A 22,588-nucleotide genomic window follows, 5' to 3' on the forward strand; every position below is an offset into this window, starting at 1 on the left:
GGAGGGAGAGCGAGATAGGACTTAGCCCTTCGCTAAGTCCGTGATCGAGCCGGGAGGGGGTGCGAGAGCCCCGATATCGCGGCTAATCCACCCCCACCCTTGATCCCTCCCCGCAAGGGGGAGGGTGTCGACTGTGGGTTCAGTGCGTTCTCCAATCCAGAACCCAAAAAATCTTCAAACTCAGGCAAGACCTTGCCGCTAGTCTTGGGACGCAGGTTAAGGGGCGGCGTTGCGCATACTGATCCGGACATCGAAATGGGCGATTTGGGCGCGGCGGCTGGGTAGCGTCGCGGTGCCGCTCGTCATCATTTCGGTGTTGCTGCATCGCTTTCGCCTGATCACCAGCGATGTGTTCCTGGTGGTTGCGCTGGTGGCCGGTGCGGTGGCGCTGCTGGCCGTGCTGACGGCGCTGGTGGCGCTGGGGCGGCTGTGGCAGACCGGGGATCGGGGCTGGGGGCTGGGGTTTGCCGGGCTGTTCCTCGGCGCGCTCTGCCTGCTGCCCTATGGCTGGTATGGCAATCTGCTGCTGCGCTATCCGGCGGTAACCGATATCGCCACCACCGAGCGCGGGCAGTTGCCGCTGCTGTTCGAACCGGGTACGGCGGCGATGCCACCGCCCAAGCTGCTCGCACCGGGCGAGATGGCCACGATTTTTCCCAATGTGGAAACCCGCGATTATCCGCTGGGGCTGACGCAGACTTTTGCCCTGGTGGAGGCGCTGGTGGCCGATCAGGGCTGGGAGCTGCGGCGGTTGCGCGAACCGACCGCAGGCTTGGCCGCCGGGCAGCTCAACGCCCAGATTGTCACGCTGCCGGGCTGGCGCGAGGAGGTGGTGATTCGCGTGACCGGGGGGCCGGACGAGTCCGTGGTCGATATGCGCTCGGCCTCGCTCAATGCGCTGCATGATTTTGGCTCTAACGGCCAACGCATCGAGGCCTTCATGATCGCGCTGGACGACGGGGTGACCACGCTGCTGCGCGACAATCCCAATGCCAATGCGCCGGTTGAAGCCGACGTCGAAGCGACGCCGGTGGTGCCGGTCGAGTAGCGCGGCGGCGTTCTCCCGTCAGACGCTGGCTATTGTAGTGCCCAACAGGCTGCGCCTGACCCGCAGCTGCCCCAATCCCTCCAGATATTCGACATGGGCGGTGATGGTCATGCCGGCGGCGCGGCGCACCGGCAGCGGCTGGGCGGGATAGATGGCCGCGACAATGGCGGGCACAGTCCGGGCACCAGCCTGGACGGCGGCAAGCACCTGCTGGTTGCGTAACTGGCGATGGGCGCGCAGGGCGGTGGCGTAGGTCGGGCCATCGGCGATGGGGCCGCCATGGGCCGGGACGTAGCGGCGGCAGGGCAGGGCGATCACCTTGTCGAGCGAGGCGAAATAATCCGCCATCGAGCCATCGGGCACCGAAACCAGCGTCGAATTCCAGCCCATGACATGATCGCCGCTGAGCAGGATATCGCCGGCGCTGAAGGCCAGATGGTTGGCGCAATGGCCCGGCGTGGTGTGGACAGTGATGGCGAGGTCGCCGGCGGTGATGGCTTCGCCGTCGCTGAGGATGCGGTCCGGCACCAGATCCCAATCGCAGGAATTGCGGATCGGATTGCGCTCGAATCGGCGCAGCGGGCGCGACAGGCGATGCTGGCCGCCGAACCAGAGCGGCGCGTTCAATGTGCGCGCCATCTGCGCCGCGGTGGCGCTGTGGTCTTTGTGGGTATGCGAAAGAACTATCGCGTCAACGGGCCGGCCGGCGATGGCGCGGGTGAGGGCGGCCCAATGGGTTGGATCAATCGGCCCGGGATCGACCAGCGCAAGCCGTTCATGGCCCAGCAAAAAGCTGTTGGTGCCAGTGAAAGTATAGGCGCTGGCATTGGGCGCGGTGACGCGGGTTATGCCGGGCGCCACAGGGACCGCGTGACCGGTTTGAGGGTCAAAGTCGCGGTCGAACGATAGGGCTGGGGTGGGGGACGCCATTGCGCTCACTTTATCGACAGACTAAAGAGACTATAGTTTTTGAACGACAGGCGGCCTGGGAGAGGACGCCGGTTCACATGAAGCATGGAAGGTATGAAATGGCTGTGACTTTGACCACGCCCAACACGCTGCTCGGCGCGTTCCAGCCCAAGGGCGATGCCGCTAAACTGGTGTCCAATATCGCAACCGTCGTGCTCGGCACGCTGCTCATCACCCTCTGCGCCAAGATCAACGTGCCGGTGTGGCCCGTGCCGGTGACGCTGCAGGGCTTTGCCATCGCTGGCCTCGCGGCAGCGTTCGGCCTGCGCATCGGCGTCGCCACCGTGGCGCTCTATCTGCTGGAAGGCGCAATGGGCCTGCCCGTCTTCGCCACCGGCGGTGGCCTCGTCTATCTCGTCGGCCCGACCGGCGGTTTCCTGCTCGGCTTCCTCGCCATGGCTGCCATCATTGGCTACGCCGCGGACAAGGGCGCTTCGGGCAAGCCGCTGACTCTGTTTGCGGCCATGCTGGTTGCCGACGCCGTGCTGCTGGTGCTGGGCTTTGCCTGGCTGCTGGTGCTCTCGGGCAATGCCGGCTGGATCGATCAGAACAATGTGGTTGCTTCGGCCTTCGCCGGCGCTATCCAGCCCTTTATCGTCTGGGACGTGCTCAAGATGGCCTTGGCCGCGCTGACCGTGACCGGCGCCTGGAGCCTGTTCGCCAAGCGCTAAGCCGCCGCGACAGCATTTTTGAAAAGGCCGGCCTTGCGCCGGCCTTTTTGTTTTTAGCGGGGGCGTCGGACTAACGCTCAGCCGACAGCCGGCGAACCACCAGCTCGAGGGCGCGCGCAAAACAGGCTTGCTGCTCCGGCGCCAATTCGGTCAGGGCCGCCTCGACCGCCTGGGTGGGGTCATGCTCCAGCATGGTGAGGCCGGCGGGGGTGAGCTCGAGCAGCCGGGCGCGGCCCTTGGGCTGTTCGGCGGCCTGATGCAGGAAGCCCTTCGCCACCAGCGTGCGCACCGTGCGGCTCACCGGGCCGTTGCCCAGCCCCTGAAAGCGGGCCAGCGCGCTGGCGGTGCGCATATGCTCGGGGGCGCGGGAGAAATAGCGCAAGGCGGCCCACTGCGCCGGAAACAGCTCGGCCGCGTAGCCGCGCGAATGCAGCATGCGGGCGGTGAGTTCCAGCAATTCAGCAAGCGCTGATGTCGATAGGGACGGCAAAGCCAAACTCCGGCGCTAAGATCCATCCCGGTGCCTGGCGCGTCCGGGTCGCCTCTGCTCATCCCCCAAGCCGCTCGATTCATACAAACGCTTTCGGGCGCAACACAATCACACCTCACGGCATCGTTAAAAACCTGTGTGTTTTTCTCTCAAATTGCACTGTGGCTGGGATAGGCGGCCGGTGGTTTTTCGCGGGAGGCTCTGTCCGCTTCCCGCATGGCCAAGTTTTGCGCTAGGCATTAGGCTGCTCAGCCCGCAGGTGGACAGGCCGGAATGGACAAGACGCATAACAAGAGCGCTGCCGGCCGACCGGATGCGAGAATCAGCGATCGGCAGCAGGACATTCTGGAAAGCGCCGCTTTGCTGTTTGCCGAGCGCGGCTATGTCGCCACCTCGATTCGCGACATCGGCACCAAAGTCGGCCTGCGCGGCGGTTCGCTATATTACTACATCGACTCCAAGGAAGCGCTCTATATCCGCATCCACAACGCGGCCCTGAAACGGGCAGAAGGCCGCATCCGCAGCGCCATGGACGGGCTCGACGAGCCCTGGCAGCGCCTGGAAGCGGCCTGCCGAACGCTGCTGGAACTGCAGGTCGACCCCAGCTCCATCACGATACCCCTGATGCATGATCTGCAATCCGTGCCCCCAGGGGTGCGCGAGCAGATGATCGCCGGGCGCGACGCCTTCGAAGCACTGTTCATCGCGCTGATCGACGATTTGCCGCTGCCGGAGCGGCTCGACCGCGCCACCTATCGCATTTTCCTGCTGTCGCTGATCAACAACGCGCATAGCTGGTATCGCGAGGGGCGCCTGTCGGTGCAGGACATCGCCACCCAGATGCTCGCGGTTTTTCGCCACGACGCCGAAGGCTAAGCGCTGTCTCCAACAAAAAGCCCGACCTCCGAAGAGGCCGGGCTTGATTGGTCGGAGTAGAGTGATTCGAACACTCGACCCCCTGCTCCCGAAGCAGGTGCGCTACCAGGCTGCGCTATACTCCGTCAGGGTCGCGATCCGGGAATCAATTGGCAGTAGCACCGAAATGGGTGATTGCTGCCAGTCGCGATGGGGCGGGTTATAGCCGCGCTTGCCGTCCCATTCAAGCGCCTGATGCAGGCTTTTTATCTTGCTCGCACCCATGTTGCACGGTCATGGCAAACCGTGTAGGAACCGCGCCAGTTGGGGTGTCGCCAAGCGGTAAGGCACCGGTTTTTGGTACCGGCATTCCCAGGTTCGAATCCTGGCACCCCAGCCAACTTTCCCATAAGTCATTGAAAAGGTTAGTTTTCGGCCCCATGGGGAGTCGCAGCTAGTCTCAGCTGTATTACATGGGTGTGTTACATGCTTGAAGGAGCATGTCGCTTGCCTGCCATTGCGCACTGTTTTCGGCGCGACGCCGTCTATTATTGGCGTCGCTGGACACCGGAACCCAGACGGGCCAGCTGGTGGAAGTATGCCGCGCTGAATCTAGACACCGATATTCAGCGCGGAACGCCTAAGGCCTTTACTAGGAAGGAACATCTCCCCGGTGTGCCTGTTCAAGGCTGAGCAGGAGGCGATCAAACGGGAGGAGGCGGCCGCAAAGGCTGAAGAAAATGCTGCTCTCACTCAGAAGATGGCCGTGGAGGCGGGAGAGATGATGTTGGGCGAGCTGACTGAACTTCTTAAAAGTCCCGATCTGGCCACGCTCGCCCCCGACCTAAAGTGGGCACTTGGAGCCTTCCGCGCGGGATCTTTGAGGCCTTCGGTAGGTTAAAGCCTGTACAGGCTGGAGTGCTGACATTGCTAGCGACGCTGGCAAAAATTTTTGCTGACATACGCACCCGCCTGGATAGCATTCGTCGCAGGGAAACCGAACTTGACGAGGTGCTCCAGCAGGTCAATGCGATCAAAGATCGTATGACAACTGAAGACGAGGCGATCGTTTCGCGGGCGGCAGCAGCACTTGCGAGCATAGAGGATGACGGGCCGTCGCCATACTGAGATGCCGATGAAAAATCCTGGCGAGGCGGGCCAGAGAAGGTCCGCTTTTGCGCCGGTGGGTTCATCCGCGACAGCTTGCGCCAACGCGGACGCATTCGCCGCCAGCGAACAGGAGCTGACTTGGGCCCGGGTCGTGCTGGCGACAAGCGGGTCGGAGCGCGCCAGCGCTATGCCTCAGTCTTGAGGTCTGCAGGCCTCAAGACTGAGGCGGTGCAAATCAATTCGCTGCATCTCGATATTTTGCGTGATCTCAAGCGCATCAATGGCCATCTCGGCATGCCTCAAGCATTACGGCTGACGGCGTGCTGAACTGCTGCGGGCGATCACACGCGGCGTCACCACGAAATGCTCGGCCTCACTTCGCCCCTTGATCCGCTCGATCAGCAGCCGCGTTGCCTGCAGGCCGAGCAGCCGTCCGGACTGATCGATACTGGTGAGACTGTTTTGCGTGAAAGCACACGGCGCGGAATTGTCGTAGCCGATGACGCCGATATCTTCAGGCACGCGCAGCCCCAGCGCACGGACCGCACTCAGCACTTCAAGCGCATAATAGTCGGCCCAGCCAAACAGCGCGTCCGGCGGTTCGGGCCCCTCGAGCAAAGCGCGCACCGTGGCGGTGACGTCGTCAAAACCATCAGCAGCCGGGATAATGTGTATGTCACTCTCAGAAAATCCGGCGTGGCGAAGGGCATTGGCGAAGCCTTCTTCACGCATGCGTGACACGTCGGCCCGGCCCAGTTGCAGATCGGTCCGGCCCAGCGTGATCATGGTGGGGCGCTGGTAACCTTGCGCCAGCAGGTATTCCGCCACCAGCGCGCCGCCGCGCATATCGTCATTATTGGCTGAATCGAAGGTGGTCGCGTCCGGCTGGTGATGGCCGATCACGGCGACCGGGACCTCGCGCGCGATCGCCTCGACTTCGGCGGCATGCAGACGCTGGCCGATCATGATCAGGCCGTCGATCTGCCGATCAACCATGGCCTGTACGATGGTGGTTTCGACTGAGGTCGAGCCGCGCCCGATGCCGATCAGGGGCACATATTGAGTGCCGGCCAGGCCGTCATCGATGCCGTCGATGATCTCTGGAAAGAAGGGATTTTTGATGTCGGCCATCAGGATGCCGATGGTGTAGGTCTGGCCCCGCATGCCGCGCGCTGCCGAATGCGGGCGATAGCCCAGCTTGGCGATCGACGCCCGGACCTTGGACTGCATGGCATCGCTGACGCCATAGGCATCGCGCAGCACCTTCGACACGGCGGCGACCGACACGCCGGCATCGGCGGCAACCTCGCGAATGGTGACGCGGGCGGGCTTTTCTACAGCGACCTTCTTCATACAATTCCGCAGTTCAATATAGGCCGGGTGTTTGGTGCCCTGTCAGGCTGGCTGGGTGTTTTCGGCTTATCCCACCATTCGCCGACAATGCCTATTGCCAAAAAATCAAATTCGTAGAACGATACACGTAGAACATTATACACCTCGACAATCGAGGGCCGTCAAGCGGCGGCGCAGGGAGGCAGACTTGACGGATGCAGTGACCACGCTGGTGCGGCCAAATCCGACCATGGCGACAAATCCCTTGTGGGCCAATGCCAGGATGATCCGCCCGCTGGCCGATCAGGGCGTCGGCACGCCTGCATGTTTTGTCGCCAAGAGCTTTACCCGCGATACGTTGAACGGCGACGAGGTGTTCACGATCAGCGCGCTCGGGCTCTATGTCTGCTTCATCAACGGCCAGCGCGTGGGTCATGATCTGCTGACGCCGGGCTGGACCAGCTATGACCACCGCCTGAGCTACCAGAGCTACAATGTCGCCGATCTATTGGTCGTCGGCGAGAACCGCATCGAAATCTGGCTGGCCGATGGCTGGCTGCGCTCGCAGATGATGTGGGGCAGGGCCCCGATCTTTAATACCTGGGGCGATCAGATCGCCGCCATCGCCGAGCTGCGCTCCGGCAGCGGCACCGTGCTGTTGACGACCGATGCCAGCTGGCAGAGTGGTGCATTGCCGGTGCGCAAGTCCGGCATTTATTTCGGCGAAATCTTTGACGCTCGTGTGACGCCAACCGTCTCGGCCGGCACCGAGGCCATTGCCTTTGACCCCGGCCGCCTGGTAGCCCACGAAATCACGCCAGTGCGCGAACTGGCCTCGCTGCCGGTGGTCAAAAGCTGGACCGATGCCGAAGGCCGCACGGTCTATGATTTCGGCCAGAATAGTGGCGGCTATGTCGCCTTCGACGTATCCGGTGACGCTGGCGCCCGGGTCATTGTCGAGCATGCCGAAGTGCTCAATCAGGATGGCGAATTCTACAACGTCAATTTCCGCACCGCCGAGGCGCGGCTTGAATACACGCTGTCCGGCGCGGGCGTCGAACACTACCGGCCCTATTTCACCTTCCAGGGTTTCCGCTATGCCCGCGTCTCCATCGAGGGCAGAGCGAGCCTGAACAGCATCGTCTCGGTACCGATCAGTTCGGTGACCGAGGTCAAGTCGTCATTCACTTCGGGGAGCGAGCTGGTCAACCGGCTGGTGCTCAACACCGTGTGGTCGCAGCGGGCCAATTTCATCGAAGTGCCGACCGATTGCCCGCAGCGCGACGAGCGGCTGGGCTGGACTGGCGATGCACAGGTGTTTGCCGGGACTGCCTGCTATTTTGCCGACAGCCACGACTTCTTCAAAAAGTGGATGCGCGACCTCATGGTCGACCAGCGCCCGGATGGCGCGGTGCCCCATGTCGTGCCCGACCCGACCCGGCTCAAGCCCGATGACTATCCCGGTTTTTTCGGCAGCACCGGCTGGGGCGATGCCGTCGCCATCGTGCCGTGGCAGCTGTATCTGCATTACGGCGACGCCACCTTCCTCAAGGAAGCGCTGCCAGCGATGGTCAAATGGGTGGATTTCGTCTGGTCGATCAGCGACGGCCCCATCGTGTCGCCGCCGCGTGAATGGGGTAGGCGGGGCTTTTCCTTCGGCGATTGGCTGCAGCCCAGCGGGCCGTCGGCCAAGCCGCTGCCGACCATTGGCGACGATGCCGCCGCCACCATCTATCTATTCATTACCTCGACTCTGGTGGCGCGCATCGCCCGCATCATCGGCAATGCCGAGATTGCCAGCCGGCTGGAAGCCATGGCCGCACAGGTCAAAGCCGCCTTTGCCAGCGAGTTCATCACCGCCTCGGGGCGTCTGGCCTATGACGACCAGACCTCCTACGCGCTGGCCTTCCTGCATGACCTGATCCCCGCCGATCGAAACGACGCCGCCAGGCGCTATTTCAAGGCTACCATTGCCCGCGCCGATGGCCGCATCGGCACCGGCTTTATCGGCACCCCGGCGCTGTTGCCGGCGCTGGTCAAGATCGGCGAAATCGGCCTCGCCGCCGATGTGTTTCTGCAAGAGGAAGTCCCCGGCTGGCTGTATCAGGTCAAGATGGGGGCCACGACCATCTGGGAGCGCTGGGATGCCATCCAGGCCGATGGGTCAATCTACAATCCGCAGATGAATTCCTACAATCACTACGCCTATGGCGCGGTGTGCCAGTGGCTGCTGGAGACGGTCGCCGGCTTCCGCCCCGATGAGAACGATCCGGGCTTTGCCAGCATCATTTTCGAGCCGACCATCATTGCCGAACTCTCGCCGGTCAAGGCGAGCCATGACAGTCCCCGCGGTCTGATCCGCGCCGAGTGGACGGTCGAGGGCGACGCAGTGCGCTACAGTGTGGAGGTGCCGGTGGGGTCGCGCGGCGTACTGCGGCTCAATCCCGACTACCGCGATATCGTGGTTGATGGCGCCGCCTGGGATGGCAAGGGCGAACATGTCCTGACAACTGGCCAGCACAGCATCAGCTTCAACCATACGCCGGTGGCGCGCCGCGCGCGCTCCGAACAGAGCATCAATGCCCGCACGCCCTGATTGAACAGGCGGCGGCTTGGACGAGCCCGCATGGTGCGGGCGCAATGGGAGAGAGACCAATGACCAAGACTTCCCGCAGGATTGTCCTGACCGGCCTGTCGGCCGGGCTCTTGGCAATGACGGCGCTAAGTGGCGCTGCCTTTGCCCAGAGCGTAAGCCTCACCTACCTGATCCCCAGCGGCGCCGATGGCGTGGCAGTGGCCGAAGAACTGGTGAAATCGTTCGAAGCCGCCAACCCCGATATCAATATCGACATCGAAACCCGTCCAGGCGGTTCGGAAGGCGACAATCTGGTCAAGACGCGGCTGGCCACCGGCACCATGGCCGATGTGTTCCGCTACAATTCGGGCTCGCTATTCCAGGCCATCAACCCGCAGCAATTCCTGGTCGATATGACCAATGAACCGTGGCAGGCCGATGTGCAGAATTCGTTCAAGCAGGTGGTGACCGCGCCTGATGGCACGGTGCGCGGCGCGCCGATGGGCGCGGCCATGGGCGGCGGCATCTACTACAACAAAGCCATCTACGAGGAACTGGGCCTGTCCGTGCCCAAGACCTGGGCCGATTTCATGGCCAATAACGAAAAGATCAAGGCAGCCGGCAAGGTCGCAGTGATCCAGACCTATGGCGATACCTGGACCAGCCAGTTGTTCGTGCTGGCCGACTATTACAACGTCGAAGCCAATGATGCCGGCTTTGCCGGCCGCTACACCGCCAACGAAGCCAAATTCGCCACCGATCCGGCGGCCTTGCGCAGCTTCGAGAAGCTGCAGGAAGCCCATGACGCGGGCCTGTTCAACGAGGATTTCGGTGCCGCCAAATATGATGACGGCCTGCGCATGGTGGCGTCCGGCGACGGCGCGCATTATCCGATGCTGACCTTTGCCACCACCGCCATTGCCGCGTCCTACCCGGACATGCTCGACAATGTCGGCTTCTTCGCCCAGCCGGGTGATGACGCGGCGTTGAACGGCCTGACGGTGTGGATGCCCGACGGCATCTACATTCCCGAAACCACCTCCAACATGGACGCGGCCAAAAAGTTCGTCGCCTTTGTCGCCAGTGTCGAGGGCTGCGAGGCCCAGACCCGAGCCGGCGGCGCCTCGGGGCCATATCTGATCAATGGCTGCACCCTGCCGGCCGACGTGCCCCCGGCCGTGACCGACATGTTGCCCTATTTTGCCGAAGGCGGGCACAACGGGCCGGCGCTGGAATTCCTCTCGCCGATCAAGGGGCCTGCGCTGGAGCAGATCACGGTGGAAGTGGGTTCGGGCATTCGCTCGGCCGCTGATGGCGCCGCGCTTTACGACGAGGACGTGCGCAAGCAGGCTCAGCAGCTTGGTCTCCCGGGCTGGTAATTAGCCCTTGCACATGGGCGGTCCCGGGTGCCTGGTCTCACCCGGGACCGCCAGCTTCTGGAGGAATGCTGCATGGCCGTCGTGACTGAGACCGGAGCAGCCAGACGCGCTGCTCCAGTGCCGGTGCTCAAGCGCCGCTCGCCTTATCCGGGCTGGTTTTTCCTGCCGGCCGCAATCATTTATGGCGTGCTGTTCCTCGTGCCGACCTTTGCGTCGCTGTATTTCAGCCTGACGCGCTGGACCCTGTTCAACTCCACCTTTATCGGTCTCGACAATTTCGCCCAGTTCTTGCGCGAGCCATTTCTGATCAAGGGGCTGATCAATACCGTGCTCTACGCGGTGATCACCTCCAGCCTAAAGGTGGTGCTCGGCCTGCTGCTGTCGATCCTGCTGACCAGCCAGATCGCCGCGCGGGGATATTTGCGTTCGGTAGTGTTCTTTCCAGTGCTGGTGTCGACCGTCGGCGTCGGCATCACCTTTACCGTGCTGATGCACCCGACCCAGGGCATGATCAATGAGGGGCTGGCGCTGCTCGGCATCAAGGGGCCGGGCTGGCTGACCAATCCCAGCCTGGCGCTGTTTTCGGTAGCGCTAGTCGATGTGTGGAAGGGCGTCGGCCTGGCCACCGTCATCTACATTGCAGGTATCGTCGCCATTCCTAAGGATTATTACGAGGCCGCCCGCATTGATGGCGCCACCAAGTTCCAGAATTTTCTCTATATCACCCTGCCCTTGTGCCGTCCGGCGACGGTCACTGTCATCATCCTCAGCTTCATCGGCGGCTTGCGCACGTTCGATCTGATCTGGGCCATGACTCGGGGCGGGCCGGGTTTCGCCTCCGACACCGTGGCCTCGGTGATCTACAAGCAATATCAGGCCGGGTTTTATGGCCTCTCCACCGCCGGCAATGTGGTGCTGTTTGCGCTGATCGCCGTGCTGGTGGTGCCGCTGACCATGCTGCTCAATCGTCGGGAGGGGCATGAATGAATTTCGTTCGCCGCCATTGGCTCAGCGCCGTCGCTATTGTGGTTTCGGGCGTGGTGTTCCTGGTGCCCTTCGCCTTCATCCTTCTCACCGCCTTCAAGGACCAGAAGCAGTCGTCGCTGCTCGATTTCTCCTGGCCCGCCGGCAATCATCTGTGGAGCAACATTGTCGAGGTGGTCACCACCCGCAACTGGATGCTGCTCACCGCCTTCATCAACTCAACCATTCTGACCGTCGCCAGCGTCACCCTGCTGGTCATCTTCGCCGCCATGGTCGGCTTCGTGCTGCAACGCCGCAAAACGCGCTTCAACGGCTTGATCGAGTTCCTGATCCTCGCCGGGCTGATGATCCCACCCGCCGTGGTCCCGACCATCTGGCTGCTGCAGGGCATTGGGCTATTCGCCAAGCTGCATGGCATGATCCTGATCGAGGTGGCCTATGGCCTGCCTTTTTCCATCCTGCTCTACCGCGCCTTCATCGCCACCATTCCGCGCGAGCTGGACGAGGCGGCGATCATTGACGGCGCGCGCCCGTTTGACGTGTTCTTCCGCATCGTGCTGCCGCTGCTGTGGCCGGTGACGGTCACCAATATCGTGGTGCAGTCGGTGGCGGTGTTCAACGACTTCACCAACCCGCTCTATTTCCTGCCGGGCAATGCCAATGCGACGGTGCAGCTGACGCTCTACAATTTCCAGAGCCAGTTCCAGACGTCCTACAATCTGCTGTTCACCAATATCGCGCTCATCACCATTCCGCCTCTGCTGGTCTTCCTGTTCTTCAACCGGCAGATCGTGGCGGGGATGACCGCCGGCGCCGTCAAAGGATAATCCATGGCCGGACTGGAACTAAAAGCGCTGCACAAGAGCTATGGCGCGGTGGAAGTCATAAAGGGTGTCGATCTCAGCGTCACCCATGGCGAATTCGTGGTGTTTGTCGGGCCCTCGGGCTGCGGGAAATCCACTTTGCTGCGGATGATCGCCGGGCTGGAAGACATCAGCGGCGGCGAATTGTGGATCGGTGACGTGCTGTGCAATGCCGTCGAACCGCGCGACCGCGGCATCGCCATGGTGTTCCAGAACTACGCGCTTTATCCACATATGACGGTGTACGACAATGTCGGCTTTGGCCTCAAACTCGCCAAGACGCCCCAGGCCGTTCGCGACGTCAAAATCCGCGAAGCCGCGCGCATTTTGCAGATGGAACATCTGCTCGGGCGCAAGCCGAGCCAGCTTTCGGGCGGCCAGCGCCAGCGCGTCGCCATCGGCCGCGCCATCGTGCGCAAACCCGAAGTGTTTCTGTTCGACGAGCCACTGAGCAATCTGGACGCCGCGCTCCGCGTCGACATGCGCATGGAGCTGTCCAAGCTGCATCACGACCTCGGCGCCACCATGATCTATGTCACGCATGATCAGGTCGAGGCCATGACGCTGGCCGACAAAATCGTGGTGCTCAATGCCGGCGCGGTACAGCAGGTGGGGGCGCCGATCGAACTTTACCAGCGACCAGCGAACCTGTTCGTCGCTGGCTTCATCGGCTCCCCAAAAATGAACTTCGCCCCCGTGGTAGTTGAGACGGTGGCAGCCGGCACCCTGACGGTCCGCAGCAAGGACCTCTCACCGGTGACGATTCCAGCCGACACCACGGGGATCAGCGCAGGCGACAATCTCACCCTGGGTGTGCGGCCACATGCCATCGTTACCGACGAAGGAGGGACACTGGTCGGCACCGTGGCCCTGATCGAGCGGCTCGGCAATGAAACCAACGTCAACCTGACGCTCCCATCCGGCATCACCTGGCTTGCCGTGCTCGACGGCGACCACAGTCTGAGCATCGGCCAGAAATTGGCGCTGACCTTCTCACCAGACGTAGCAATGCTGTTCGATAGCACCGAGCGAGCCCGACACCCGGCCGGCAACTGATCCGGTCGCATCATGGATATGAGGGAAGGCGACACATTGGTAGACGGCAGGCGGTGAGGCTCCTGTCCGCGCAGGATCTGGTCGATCGCCGCGCGAGCGGCCTCATGTTCAGGCGCATGAAATGGCCATTCATGATGGATCGGAGAGAAGCCCGCAGCCGCAAGGATCATGTTGCGGTCGCGCAGCGGAACGGAGAGCCGCTCGGTCAGAGGCAACACCATCTCGCGGCTAGGCCGTAATCGCCCCGATTCCAGAAAGCTCAGATGCCGCTGCGAAATTTCGGCATCGACGGCGAGCGTAAGCTGGAGGCGACTGGCGGCGTTGCCGCCAGTCGCCTCCAGCGGTTTTCATCGCAAAGCCGGCAAAATTCGGGAGTTGTGCGTCGGTGCAGGCTATTGAGCGGAAATAAACAAGACACTGCAGATGCTAAATCTGGCTCGTCGTCTCGAGGGCCATGATCATTCCTCCGATGCGCTGCCAACGACGGCTATGGCTTCGATTTCGACCATCGCATCGGTTGTGTAGAGCGCCTTGACCTCAATAATCGTATCAGCGGGATAAGGCACGCTGAAGTATTTTCGGCGAAGCTCGACGATCTTGCTGAATTCGCTCATATCCGTCAGGAAAATGGTGACTTTGACTACATTCGCCAGATTGGCGCCACCGGCGATCAAAGCTCGCTGGAGATTTGCAAACGCCTGCTCTCCCTGAGCGCGAAATCCCCCCGTTACGATGGTTCCGTCAGCGGCATAACCTGCCTGCCCCGAGATGAAGAGCATGTCCCCCAACCGGATACCTTGGGACAGCAGGTAAGGTTCATATGGGTCTGGTCGGGTCGTTATGCGGACGCGCTGCATGGCGTTCTCCTGATAAAAGTTGATCTTGGGACAGAAGATGAAGCCTTCTCACCTTCTGTCTGGCTCCGCGCTGGCTCAGCCAGACTGAACCGGCCTAGGTCTAGCTTCTCGCTGCTTGCGCGGCTTGGCGGAGCTAGTGCAGATGCTTCAGCTTGTCGGGATTCCGCATCACATAGATTGCAACGACCTTTCCGTCCTCGATTTCGAGCGCGGTGGTCGACAGTTCACCATCGGCCTCTAGCGCGATGAAACCCGGCAAGCCGTTGACAAAGCCAGCGCGAACCAGCTTCGAGCCTTGCTTCCGGAAAAAAGCCCCCAGACCTTTGTGAAACTTCATGACCGCATCAAAGCCGAAGAACGGCTCCCTTGCTGACGGACGCTTGCCGCCGCCGTCGGTATGGACACTCACATCGGCTGCCAGCATGGCGCCAAGCGCCTTCATATCGCCGCTACGCGAGGCTGCGAAGAACGCCTCGGCAAGCGCGAGGCCTCGCTGCTTTTCTACCATGAAGCGCGGTCTCGCCTGGCGGATATGAGTGCGCGCGCGGGCCGCGAGTTGGCGACAGGCCACCGCGTCGCGCTCAATGGTCGCTGCGACCTCCTCGAAGCCCAGCCCAAACACGTCGTGCAGCAGAAAGGCTGCCCGCTCGAGCGGCGAAAGGCGCTCCAGCGCCAGCATCAGCGGCAAGGTGACGTCTTCGACTTCATCCGCTTCCACGACGGGATCTGGAAGCCAGGGCCCAATATACGTCTCCCGCGTCCGGCGTGCCGATTTGAGCTGGTCGAGGCAAAGCCGGATGACGGTGCGGCGTAGGAACGCCTCGGGCACGCGCACATCGTCGCGGTCGGTCCTCATCCATCCGATGAAGGTTTCCTGCACCATATCCTCGGCATCCGCCACGGAGCCGAGCATGCGGTATGCAACGCGCATGAGCTTGGGACGCAGCGGGCTGAAGCCAGCCGCTGCGTCTTCGGAGTTGACCTCCCCCGTCATGCAGCCGCCGACTTTGCGAAAGCCTTGATCGTTGCCGCGTCGGCAAACAGACCAAAACCGACCAGGATGCGGTTCCAGCTGTTGATGTTATTGATCGCTACGGTGAGCTTGACCTGCTCCTCCTCTGTAAACTGGGCCTGCAGGGCTTCGTAGGCGCTCGCATGTCCACGTCCTTCGGAGAGCTGCGTCATGGCCTCGGTCCAACCGAGCGCAGCGCGCTCGCGATCAGAATAGCATGGTGCCTCGCGCCAGGCGGACAACAGGTAGAGCCGCTGCTCGGTTTCTCCATGCTCACGCGCTTCGGTTGTATGAAGATTGATGCAGTTGGCGCAGCCGTTGAGTTGGGAGGCGCGAATCTTCACGAGTTCCGTGAGGGCCGTATCGAAGTTGGCGGTGACTGCGAGGCCGATCGACGTACGCATCCAGTCCTTCATCATTGCAGGTGCTGCGGTGAAGGGATCAATTTTGGTGGTCATGATTTGGTATCCTTTCCGTTGGTACCGCAATCAAGACGATTCAAAATCCGCCAACGTGACATCCGTTCCAAGATTGGCATTTTTCCAGCGACAGGAACTAGTCGCCCACAGACGCCATAGGATGTTGGCTGCGCCGGTCAGCCCAGGGCTTGGAGGGACATGATATCGCTGCGACCGGTCGTTCGCGCCGATCTCGACACGTTGTCATCCGGAGCAACATGCCTGTGTCGCGCCCAATGCCGTCACGCTTGCAGAGATCCACTACATTGCAGGCGGCTACGTTTTCGGCATTTGGGCAGGCGACAAGGTTGTCGGCCTTCTGGCCATGGTCGATTTGATCGGCGCAGATCACCAAGGGCGGTGATATGGCGGCGCTGCAGTTGGACTCGCAATCGGCTGGCCAGGAGCCGGAACAACAGCTGCTTCAGACCTCGGTTGCTCCGGCCAACGAGGCGCCAAAACGAATCTATCGGCGTGAGCTGAGCGCCACTTGTGGCCGCCGCCCGGAGCTCAGCTTGTTGGCATCGGCGGCGATCAGGCTGGCGCTCAGGGTAAATTTTCGCCGCCGACCGAACCCACGCCATTCAACGCCGGAGCGGGCCTCGATCAGGTGCCGCAGCTACGCCGCGAGGGTCTCGCGACGTAGCTTCAATATACCGCGTTTGCGTGGATGAGTTTCCCCTTACTCAGCCGGCTGAGGTTGCCCGTCTGCGGCAACTACCGTCTGCTTGCCGGAGAGGCTGCGCTGGCCGAGAGCCACGGTCAGGACGGTCGCCGCTGCTGCTGCAACAGATACCCAGAAGCCGTGCTGTGCGCCGAAGCTATCGACGACCCACCCCGAGACGAGTGAGCCCAGCGCCATGCCGATACCGATGCCGGTCATGACCCAGGTAACGCCCTCGGTCAGCATGGACTCCGGAACCTGCCGCTCGATCAGGCCGAAAGCCGTGATAGGTCGGCGAGATGGCGATACCGCTCAGGAAGACGGCAGCCGCGAGAAGCATGATCGAGCCACCCGCAAACAACAAAGGCAGGGTGGTCAGGGCGAGAACGACGACGGCGATCAGCATCTGGCGCTGGAGAGCCAGCTTCGGATTGATCGCGCCGAGGACCAACCCGAGTGCAAACGATCCGACCGCGTAAACGCCGATGACAAGGCTTGCAGCACCCGGCTGGCCGAGTTCCTTCGTGAGGGCGACCGAAGTCACTTCGGCCGTGGCAAATATCGCCCCGACGAAGACCAGCGCCAGTGTGACAATCTGAACCGGACGCAACCAGATGGCCGAGCCCCGTGGGGCATCACCGTCTCGAGCCCGCACCTTCGGTTCGGTCGACCGCTGCAGGAGAAACGCAGCCGTGCCAAAGGCAAGGAATGCGGCGCTGGCGAGCATGCCGGCTTCCGGAAAGAGCGACACGGAAAGGCCGACCGAGAGTGAGGCGCCCGCAATGTAGATCAACTCGTCAGCGGCTGACTCGAAGGCGAAGGCGGTGTTGATCTCCGGGCGATTGCGGAACATTTCGCTCCACCGGGCCCGAACCATCGCCGATATACTGGGCATCGTCGCGGCAGCCAGTGCAGACGCGAACAGAGTCCAGACAGGCCAACTCTGGTTCACGGCTAAAGTCAGCACTAGAAAGGCGGCGGCCGATACGAGCGCTGCGGGCGCGACGACGGCGGCCTGGCCGAAGCGGTCGACAAGACGGGATAGTTGCGGCGACACGAACGCGTTTGTTAGGGCGAATGTTGCCGAAACGGCGCCAGCCAGCCAGTACTCACCGTAAGTCTGGGACAGCATGGTGATGATACCGATTGGCGCCATCGCTACGGGCAAGCGTGCGATGAACGCGGCCGCCGAAAAGCCCTTGGCCCCCGGCGCTCTGAATATTTCTGCATAGGGATTTGACATTTGAGAGGCTCCTTGATGAGCAGCGCACGTCACGTATATACTCAGCGTATGTGAGCTGAATAACTACATACGCTGAGTACGTCAATTTAAATACGCAGCGTATGTAAAGAAGGAGAACAGGGTGCGACAGACGCGCAAGGAGATGATCGCAGGGACCCGGGCAAAGCTGATTGCCGCCGCCCGCCACACGTTCGGCACGGTCGGCTATGCCGATTCGAACATGGATGAGTTCACCGCGGAGGTGGGGCTGACCCGTGGCGCCCTCTACCATCACTTTGGTGACAAGCAGGGCCTGCTGCGGGCGGTGATCGAGGAAATCGATGTAGAGATGACGGCGCGCTTGAAGGAGATATCGGGACTTGCACCGACACGCTGGCAAGGCTTTATTGATGAATGGATCGGCTATATCGAGATGGCGCTCGAGCCTGAGATCCAGCGCATCATGTTCCGTGATGGGCCGGCGGTTCTTGGTGACATTTCTCAGTGGCCGAACACCAATGGCTGCGTCATGGCGCTGAAGGAAAGCCTGGATGAGCTCAAAGCCAGTGGTGTCCTTGTAGACGTCGACACGGAGGGCGCTGCACGCCTGATCAACGGCGCCAGCAGCCACGCAGCCACATGGATTGCCAGTTCCGACAACCCCGAGGAAACTTCCAGGAGGGCAGTGGCAGGTTTTCGCACCTTGCTTGAAGGGCTTCGTGTCAAGAGTGGCTGAGAGCGCCCCGCAAGGCTGCATTCGTTAGCCGTCCGCTGGTGGACGGGAGATACCCCAGACTGGCCATGATCTTGGGAATATTGAAAGAACATGGCCTGCCAACATCGACAAAGAGAGACTGAAATGAGCACGGCCGAGGTCCGACAATCAGCCCATTCGCGTTGATTGCCACTTTGGGGAGGCGGCCGACTTCCGCTCGACGTCCGATATCGGGCATTCCGACCCCACTTAGGTCGTTCGAGCCCCAAGTGTGAATTCCTAAAAGCTGCCGCTCTCTGTAGTAGGGGAATATCGGCTTTATGCCTTCATTCTGAACTTTCAGTAGGCCCTAACGCGTCGCAAAAGCGTACGCTCTGGCGACCAAAGCCCGCGGGGCCATTGCCTCAGACATCTCGCTTGCCTACACGCGCAGAGCATTCACAACGACTGAAAACGCTGGGGAATTCTGCCGCCTGCTGGGGTAGTACAGGTAGTATCCGGCGAAGATCGGTGACCAGTCATCCAGGACCTGGACCAAACGCCCCGAGGCGATGTCCCGTTCAACAAGATTTTCCGGCAGATAGGCAATCCCATAGCCGTTCGCAGCAGCGTCAATCTGGGCGTAGGAGGTATTGAAGATGAACTGCCCGTCTACCCGGACCCGCAGCTCCCGACCGTCCTTCTCGAATTCCCAAGCGTAGAGCCCGCCCGACCTGATCTGACGCTGATTGATGCAGTTGTGGTCGACCAGTTCCTGGGGGTGACGTGGCGTGCCATGAGCGGCGAAGTAGTCAGCAGAGCCTACCGCGACAAGGCGCCAGTCCGGTCCGATACGAACCGCAATCATATCCTTGTCGAGGCTCTCGCCCAGCCGCACGCCGGCGTCGAAGCGCTCCTCGACGATGTTGCGGAAACCGTTGTCGCTGTTCAGCTCGATTTTGATGTCGGGATAGTTGCGCATTACCGGCCGGAGTTTTGGCCACACCACGCTCTCGAGGGCATGGTCGGACAAGGTGATCCGTACCGTGCCGGAAGGCGTGTCCCGCATCGCCATCAATGCGTCGATATCGGTTTCCAGGTCGGCAATACGGGGCGTCAGCGCGCGCAAGAGCCGTTCACCGGCTTCGGTGGGCGATACGTTGCGGGTTGTACGGGTCAGCAGTCGCAGGCCCAAGCGAGCCTCCAGCTGCTTGATCGTATGGCTGAGCGTGGGCTGTGACGTACCCAGCCTCGCGGCTGCCTTGGTAAAACTGCGTTCCTCGGCTACGGCGAGGAACCAAAGCATGTCCGTTAGATCCTCACGTCTCATACATCACCTCGCCTAACTCATATCATAGGCCGATAAGTCTTTGTGGATTGCAATGGCTAATCGCAGCAACGGCGATGGCCTATCTTCCGGTCATGACCCAGACTTTTGCTCCTACCCACGACACCGCCCTGTTGCGATCGCCTGCCGCCTGGAGCGCCATCCTCTCCATGGCGCTCTGCGTGGCGGTGCTGATTGCCTCCGAATTCATGCCGGTGAGCTTGCTCACGCCGATCGCGGCCGAGCTGGGCGTTACGGAAGGCCAGATGGGACAGGCCATCTCGATTTCCGGCGTGTTCGCCGTGCTGACAAGTCTCTTCATTGCCGGACTGACGCGCCGGATGGACCGTCGACTGGTGCTGCTGTCCTTCTCGGCGTGCCTTGTGGTGTCCGGCGCCATCGTGACCTTCGCGCCAAACTATACGGTATTGATGATCGGTCGCGCCCTGCTGGGCGTCGCTATTGGCGGGTTCTGGTCCATGTCGACCGCCATCGTCATGCGCCTGCTGCCCACGGCCCTGGTGCCGAAGGGTCTTGCGATGATCAATGCCGGCAATGCCATTGCGGCAACCATTTCCGCGCCGCTCGGTAGCCTGCTTGGGGACTATATAGGGTGGCGCGGCGCGTTCTTTTTCGTCGTGCCTCTGGCCCTGCTGGCACTGGGCTGGCAATGGCTCAGGCTGCCGTCATTGCCGCCCCGTTCAAACGAAGGCTCGCCCAACGTCTTCCGACTGCTGAAGCGCCCGCAAGTCGCCCTTGGCATGGCGTCGACCCTGTTGCTGTTCATGGGGCAGTTCGCGCTGTTCACCTATCTTCGGCCGTTCCTCGAGTCCGTGACGCAGGTTTCAATCGCCACCCTATCGCTCCTGTTGCTGTTGATGGGACTGGCGGGCGTGGTCGGCACCTATTGTGTCAGTCGACTGCTCGCCACCCGTCTGTTCAGCATCGTCGCCACCATTCCGCTGGTCATGGCCGTGGTTGCACTCGCACTGATCGCTGTCGGAACGTCACCGGTCCTGACGGGGTTGCTGTTGGTGATGTGGGGCCTGTTCGGCACCGCCGCACCCGTCGGCTGGGGCCTGTGGCTCAGCCGTTACATGCCTGACGATGCGGAAGCCGGTGGCGGCCTGCAGGTTGCCACGATCCAGCTCGCCATCACCCTGGGCGCAGCGATTGGCGGCCTGCTCTTTGACACCGCCGGCTGGTGGAGCACCTTCATCTTCGCCGCTGTTCTGCTCTGCGGCTCGTCTCTCCTCGCCCTGCTGGCGTGGCGCTCAACACGGAGCATTCCAGCATGACCAGCCAACCGAACACCTTCAACCGTCGCACTGTCCTTACCGCTGCGCTCGCCTTAGCCGCAATGTCACAGCATGCTCAAGGCCAGGAAGGCAGAGACCCAGCCAGTCAGGAGCCCAGTGACATGAAAATCAGGATGACCTTCAATGGCATGACGATGACTGCAACGCTCTACGACAATCCTTCGGCGCGCGATTTTGCATCCCTGCTGCCCCTGGACCTGACCATCGACAACTATGCCAGCAATGAGAAGATCGCCTACCTGCCCCGGAAGCTCACCGAGGACGGGAGCGGCGCTTTCAGCAACGAGCAGCCCGGCGATCTCTGCTATTTCGCGCCCTGGGGCAATCTGGCGCTGTTTTATGCCGGCTATCGCTATTCCGAGGGCCTGATCCGGCTCGGGCGTTTCGATGATGGCTTTGAACCCCTGTTGGTCCGTGGCGAATTCCCGCTGCGCATCGAACTCATCAAATAACCAAACGGAAGATACAACAATGCTAGCCACCGTGCTCCACGGCCCCGGCGACGTTCGCTTCGAAGATGTTGCCGAACCCAAGATTCTGAAATCGACCGATGCGATCATCAAGCTGTCGGCCACGTGTGTCTGCGGCTCCGATCTATGGCCCTATCGTGGCGCAAGCCCTGTCACATCGCCCCAGCACATGGGGCATGAGTATTGCGGGATCGTCATGGAGGTCGGCAGCGACGTGAAAACGGTGCGGCCCGGCCAGTTCGTGGTGGGCTCCTTTGCGACTTCGGACAACACCTGTCCCCACTGCCAATATGGCTTCCACTCGTCGTGCGAGCAGCGCGAGTTCATGTCGGGCGCACAGGCCTCTTTCGCCCGGGTTCCGCTGGCGGACGGCACCCTGGTCGCCACCGATGAAATTCCGGCTGACGACCTTATCCCGAGCCTTCTCGCCGCCTCCGATGTCCTTGGTACGGGGTGGTATGCCGCCGATGCGGCGCGCGTACGGCCGGGCATGACAGTCGCCGTCGTGGGCGATGGTGCCGTGGGCCTCATGGGCGTTCTGGCAGCCAAGCAGATGGGTGCAGAACGCATCATCGCTATGAGCCGGCATAAGACACGGCAGGACTTGGCACTGGAATATGGCGCTACCGAGATCGTCACGGAGCGCGGCGAAACCGGCGTGGCCCGGATCAAGGCCCTGACTCGCAATGTCGGCGCCGATGCCGTGCTCGAATGCGTCGGCACGCAGGAATCGATGTTGCAGGCCATCAGCGCTGCGCGCCCCGGCGCGATGATCGGCTATGTCGGCGTGCCGCACGGCGTCCAGCTCGACGGACAGCGGCTGTTCTACTCCCAGACCGGCATGCAGGGCGGTCCGGCGCCGGTGCGGCGCTTCCTGCCGCACCTGATGGATCTGGTCCTCACTCGCAAGATCAACCCCGGCAAAGTGTTCGATCTGGAATTACCGCTTGCAGACGTCGCTGAAGGCTATCGCGCCATGGATGAACGTCGCGCCATCAAAACGCTGCTGCGCGTCTAACCCAAACCAAGGGCAGCTCCCGCAGAAAACGAGGGCGTCTTTAATCTTGCTATGTGCCGAGACGTTCTTCCACGAAGGTACGTGTTTTCTCCTTCGCGGCTGTCAACGAGGCACTGGCCTACCTCGAAACCGGCCGGGCCAAGGGCAAGGTCGTCGTACGGGTCAAATAGGTCGCCAGCAAAACATCGCATTCAAACGAATGGCGTCAGTCCTTC

The 22,588-nt window shown here is 61.8% G+C and carries 21 protein-coding genes, 2 tRNA genes and 2 pseudogenes; 16 read left to right on the forward strand and 9 right to left on the reverse strand.

Going from position 1 to position 22,588, the window contains the following annotated elements; genetic code table 11:
- Window positions 1-229 precede the first annotated feature (229 nt).
- Window positions 230-1,048, forward strand: coding sequence for a DUF1499 domain-containing protein (locus tag ACX3OW_RS15625; RefSeq protein ID WP_459096713.1), 819 nt, complete (start codon window positions 230-232; stop codon window positions 1,046-1,048).
- An 18-nt stretch (window positions 1,049-1,066) separates the two neighbouring features.
- Here ACX3OW_RS15625 and ACX3OW_RS15630 read toward each other — a convergent pair whose 3' ends face one another.
- Window positions 1,067-1,909, reverse strand: a complete 843-nt coding sequence (locus ACX3OW_RS15630; protein WP_459096714.1) for an MBL fold metallo-hydrolase — start codon at window positions 1,907-1,909, stop codon at window positions 1,067-1,069.
- Between the two features lie 167 nt (window positions 1,910-2,076).
- Between ACX3OW_RS15630 and ACX3OW_RS15635 the strand changes: the two genes are divergently transcribed.
- Window positions 2,077-2,688 carry a biotin transporter BioY gene (locus ACX3OW_RS15635; RefSeq protein WP_459096715.1) on the forward strand — a complete coding sequence of 204 codons (612 nt, stop codon included), beginning with the start codon at window positions 2,077-2,079 and terminating at the stop codon, window positions 2,686-2,688.
- Between the two features lie 70 nt (window positions 2,689-2,758).
- Here the strand turns inward: ACX3OW_RS15635 and ACX3OW_RS15640 are convergent, their stop codons facing one another.
- Window positions 2,759-3,178 carry a MarR family winged helix-turn-helix transcriptional regulator gene (locus ACX3OW_RS15640; RefSeq protein WP_459096716.1) on the reverse strand — a complete coding sequence of 140 codons (420 nt, stop codon included), beginning with the start codon at window positions 3,176-3,178 and terminating at the stop codon, window positions 2,759-2,761.
- A gap of 273 nt (window positions 3,179-3,451) precedes the next feature.
- On the opposite strand from ACX3OW_RS15640, the gene ACX3OW_RS15645 reads away from it, so the two are divergent.
- Window positions 3,452-4,054, forward strand: a complete 603-nt coding sequence (locus ACX3OW_RS15645; RefSeq protein WP_459096717.1) for a TetR/AcrR family transcriptional regulator — start codon at window positions 3,452-3,454, stop codon at window positions 4,052-4,054.
- 48 nt (window positions 4,055-4,102) lie between these two features.
- On the opposite strand, the gene ACX3OW_RS15650 is transcribed toward ACX3OW_RS15645, so the two are convergent.
- Window positions 4,103-4,179 (reverse strand) — tRNA-Pro (locus tag ACX3OW_RS15650).
- Window positions 4,180-4,358: 179 nt separating this feature from the next.
- Here ACX3OW_RS15650 and ACX3OW_RS15655 point away from each other — a divergent pair.
- The 3 genes from ACX3OW_RS15655 (at window position 4,359) to ACX3OW_RS15665 (ending at window position 5,161) form a co-directional block, all read left to right on the forward strand.
- A tRNA-Gln gene (locus ACX3OW_RS15655) sits at window positions 4,359-4,433 on the forward strand.
- A gap of 273 nt (window positions 4,434-4,706) precedes the next feature.
- On the forward strand, window positions 4,707-4,934 hold the full coding sequence (locus ACX3OW_RS15660; protein ID WP_459096718.1) for a hypothetical protein: 228 nt from the start codon (window positions 4,707-4,709) through the stop codon (window positions 4,932-4,934).
- 26 nt (window positions 4,935-4,960) lie between these two features.
- Window positions 4,961-5,161 (forward strand): hypothetical protein, encoded by a 201-nt coding sequence (locus ACX3OW_RS15665; protein WP_459096719.1) that lies wholly within the window; start codon window positions 4,961-4,963, stop codon window positions 5,159-5,161.
- 288 nt (window positions 5,162-5,449) lie between these two features.
- Here ACX3OW_RS15665 and ACX3OW_RS15670 read toward each other — a convergent pair whose 3' ends face one another.
- Window positions 5,450-6,496, reverse strand: coding sequence for a LacI family DNA-binding transcriptional regulator (locus ACX3OW_RS15670; protein ID WP_459096720.1), 1,047 nt, complete (start codon window positions 6,494-6,496; stop codon window positions 5,450-5,452).
- Between the two features lie 229 nt (window positions 6,497-6,725).
- Here ACX3OW_RS15670 and ACX3OW_RS15675 point away from each other — a divergent pair, with 229 nt between their 5' ends.
- From ACX3OW_RS15675 to ACX3OW_RS15695, 5 genes are all read left to right on the forward strand, one after another.
- Entirely contained in the window at window positions 6,726-9,071 is a 2,346-nt protein-coding gene (locus ACX3OW_RS15675; RefSeq protein ID WP_459096741.1) for an alpha-L-rhamnosidase, read from the forward strand.
- A gap of 59 nt (window positions 9,072-9,130) precedes the next feature.
- Window positions 9,131-10,429: an ABC transporter substrate-binding protein gene (locus tag ACX3OW_RS15680; protein WP_459096721.1), complete on the forward strand. Its 1,299-nt coding sequence runs from the start codon at window positions 9,131-9,133 to the stop codon at window positions 10,427-10,429.
- A 72-nt stretch (window positions 10,430-10,501) separates the two neighbouring features.
- Entirely contained in the window at window positions 10,502-11,416 is a 915-nt protein-coding gene (locus tag ACX3OW_RS15685) for a carbohydrate ABC transporter permease (protein ID WP_459096722.1), read from the forward strand.
- Complete coding sequence (locus ACX3OW_RS15690) at window positions 11,413-12,240, forward strand: carbohydrate ABC transporter permease (RefSeq protein WP_459096723.1); 828 nt, start codon at window positions 11,413-11,415, stop codon at window positions 12,238-12,240. Before ACX3OW_RS15685 ends, ACX3OW_RS15690 begins: the two co-directional genes overlap by 4 nt.
- 3 nt (window positions 12,241-12,243) lie before the next feature.
- Window positions 12,244-13,332, forward strand: a complete 1,089-nt coding sequence (locus ACX3OW_RS15695; protein ID WP_459096724.1) for an ABC transporter ATP-binding protein — start codon at window positions 12,244-12,246, stop codon at window positions 13,330-13,332.
- Between the two features lie 458 nt (window positions 13,333-13,790).
- Here ACX3OW_RS15695 and ACX3OW_RS15700 read toward each other — a convergent pair whose 3' ends face one another.
- From ACX3OW_RS15700 to ACX3OW_RS15715, 4 genes and pseudogenes are all read right to left on the reverse strand, one after another.
- Window positions 13,791-14,189, reverse strand: coding sequence for a RidA family protein (locus ACX3OW_RS15700; RefSeq protein WP_459096725.1), 399 nt, complete (start codon window positions 14,187-14,189; stop codon window positions 13,791-13,793).
- Between the two features lie 133 nt (window positions 14,190-14,322).
- The gene (locus ACX3OW_RS15705; protein ID WP_459096726.1) at window positions 14,323-15,183 is read right to left on the reverse strand and encodes a sigma-70 family RNA polymerase sigma factor; all 861 of its coding nucleotides are present in this window, start codon (window positions 15,181-15,183) and stop codon (window positions 14,323-14,325) included.
- Complete coding sequence (locus tag ACX3OW_RS15710) at window positions 15,180-15,659, reverse strand: carboxymuconolactone decarboxylase family protein (RefSeq protein WP_459096727.1); 480 nt, start codon at window positions 15,657-15,659, stop codon at window positions 15,180-15,182. The genes ACX3OW_RS15705 and ACX3OW_RS15710 overlap by 4 nt, the downstream gene beginning before the upstream one ends.
- 682 nt (window positions 15,660-16,341) lie before the next feature.
- Window positions 16,342-17,566: pseudogene (locus tag ACX3OW_RS15715) on the reverse strand (MFS transporter).
- Window positions 17,567-17,708: 142 nt separating this feature from the next.
- Here ACX3OW_RS15715 and ACX3OW_RS15720 point away from each other — a divergent pair.
- Complete coding sequence (locus ACX3OW_RS15720; RefSeq protein WP_459096742.1) at window positions 17,709-18,281, forward strand: TetR/AcrR family transcriptional regulator; 573 nt, start codon at window positions 17,709-17,711, stop codon at window positions 18,279-18,281.
- 400 nt (window positions 18,282-18,681) lie between these two features.
- Here ACX3OW_RS15720 and ACX3OW_RS15725 read toward each other — a convergent pair whose 3' ends face one another.
- The gene (locus tag ACX3OW_RS15725; RefSeq protein ID WP_459096728.1) at window positions 18,682-19,569 is read right to left on the reverse strand and encodes a LysR family transcriptional regulator; all 888 of its coding nucleotides are present in this window, start codon (window positions 19,567-19,569) and stop codon (window positions 18,682-18,684) included.
- Window positions 19,570-19,661: 92 nt separating this feature from the next.
- Here ACX3OW_RS15725 and ACX3OW_RS15730 point away from each other — a divergent pair, with 92 nt between their 5' ends.
- From ACX3OW_RS15730 to ACX3OW_RS15745, 4 genes and pseudogenes are all read left to right on the forward strand, one after another.
- Window positions 19,662-20,864, forward strand: a complete 1,203-nt coding sequence (locus ACX3OW_RS15730; protein WP_459096743.1) for an MFS transporter — start codon at window positions 19,662-19,664, stop codon at window positions 20,862-20,864.
- A complete protein-coding gene (locus ACX3OW_RS15735) occupies window positions 20,861-21,337 on the forward strand; it encodes a cyclophilin-like fold protein (protein ID WP_459096729.1) in 477 nt (158 codons plus the stop codon). The genes ACX3OW_RS15730 and ACX3OW_RS15735 overlap by 4 nt, the downstream gene beginning before the upstream one ends.
- Window positions 21,338-21,356: 19 nt before the next feature.
- A complete protein-coding gene (locus tag ACX3OW_RS15740) occupies window positions 21,357-22,373 on the forward strand; it encodes a zinc-dependent alcohol dehydrogenase family protein (RefSeq protein ID WP_459096730.1) in 1,017 nt (338 codons plus the stop codon).
- A gap of 80 nt (window positions 22,374-22,453) precedes the next feature.
- Window positions 22,454-22,543, forward strand: a pseudogene (locus tag ACX3OW_RS15745) (zinc-binding dehydrogenase); the annotation flags it as partial.
- Window positions 22,544-22,588 lie beyond the last annotated feature (45 nt).

This window comes from Devosia sp. A449, from assembly GCF_054489375.1.

Excerpts from the sequence above, each read along its gene's own strand:
- ACX3OW_RS15675 (WP_459096741.1), top strand. The coding sequence starts at position 6,726 with ATGGCGACAAATCCCTTGTGGGCCAATGCCAGGATGATCCGCCCGCTG.
- ACX3OW_RS15735 (WP_459096729.1), top strand. The coding sequence starts at position 20,861 with ATGACCAGCCAACCGAACACCTTCAACCGTCGCACTGTCCTTACCGCT.
- ACX3OW_RS15690 (WP_459096723.1), top strand. The coding sequence starts at position 11,413 with ATGAATTTCGTTCGCCGCCATTGGCTCAGCGCCGTCGCTATTGTGGTT.
- ACX3OW_RS15705 (WP_459096726.1), bottom strand. The coding sequence starts at position 15,183 with ATGACGGGGGAGGTCAACTCCGAAGACGCAGCGGCTGGCTTCAGCCCG.
- ACX3OW_RS15730 (WP_459096743.1), top strand. The coding sequence starts at position 19,662 with ATGACCCAGACTTTTGCTCCTACCCACGACACCGCCCTGTTGCGATCG.
- ACX3OW_RS15680 (WP_459096721.1), top strand. The coding sequence starts at position 9,131 with ATGACCAAGACTTCCCGCAGGATTGTCCTGACCGGCCTGTCGGCCGGG.
- ACX3OW_RS15645 (WP_459096717.1), top strand. The coding sequence starts at position 3,452 with ATGGACAAGACGCATAACAAGAGCGCTGCCGGCCGACCGGATGCGAGA.
- ACX3OW_RS15635 (WP_459096715.1), top strand. The coding sequence starts at position 2,077 with ATGGCTGTGACTTTGACCACGCCCAACACGCTGCTCGGCGCGTTCCAG.
- ACX3OW_RS15695 (WP_459096724.1), top strand. The coding sequence starts at position 12,244 with ATGGCCGGACTGGAACTAAAAGCGCTGCACAAGAGCTATGGCGCGGTG.
- ACX3OW_RS15740 (WP_459096730.1), top strand. The coding sequence starts at position 21,357 with ATGCTAGCCACCGTGCTCCACGGCCCCGGCGACGTTCGCTTCGAAGAT.
- ACX3OW_RS15670 (WP_459096720.1), bottom strand. The coding sequence starts at position 6,496 with ATGAAGAAGGTCGCTGTAGAAAAGCCCGCCCGCGTCACCATTCGCGAG.
- ACX3OW_RS15720 (WP_459096742.1), top strand. The coding sequence starts at position 17,709 with ATGATCGCAGGGACCCGGGCAAAGCTGATTGCCGCCGCCCGCCACACG.
- ACX3OW_RS15700 (WP_459096725.1), bottom strand. The coding sequence starts at position 14,189 with ATGCAGCGCGTCCGCATAACGACCCGACCAGACCCATATGAACCTTAC.
- ACX3OW_RS15710 (WP_459096727.1), bottom strand. The coding sequence starts at position 15,659 with ATGACCACCAAAATTGATCCCTTCACCGCAGCACCTGCAATGATGAAG.
- ACX3OW_RS15725 (WP_459096728.1), bottom strand. The coding sequence starts at position 19,569 with ATGAGACGTGAGGATCTAACGGACATGCTTTGGTTCCTCGCCGTAGCC.
- ACX3OW_RS15685 (WP_459096722.1), top strand. The coding sequence starts at position 10,502 with ATGGCCGTCGTGACTGAGACCGGAGCAGCCAGACGCGCTGCTCCAGTG.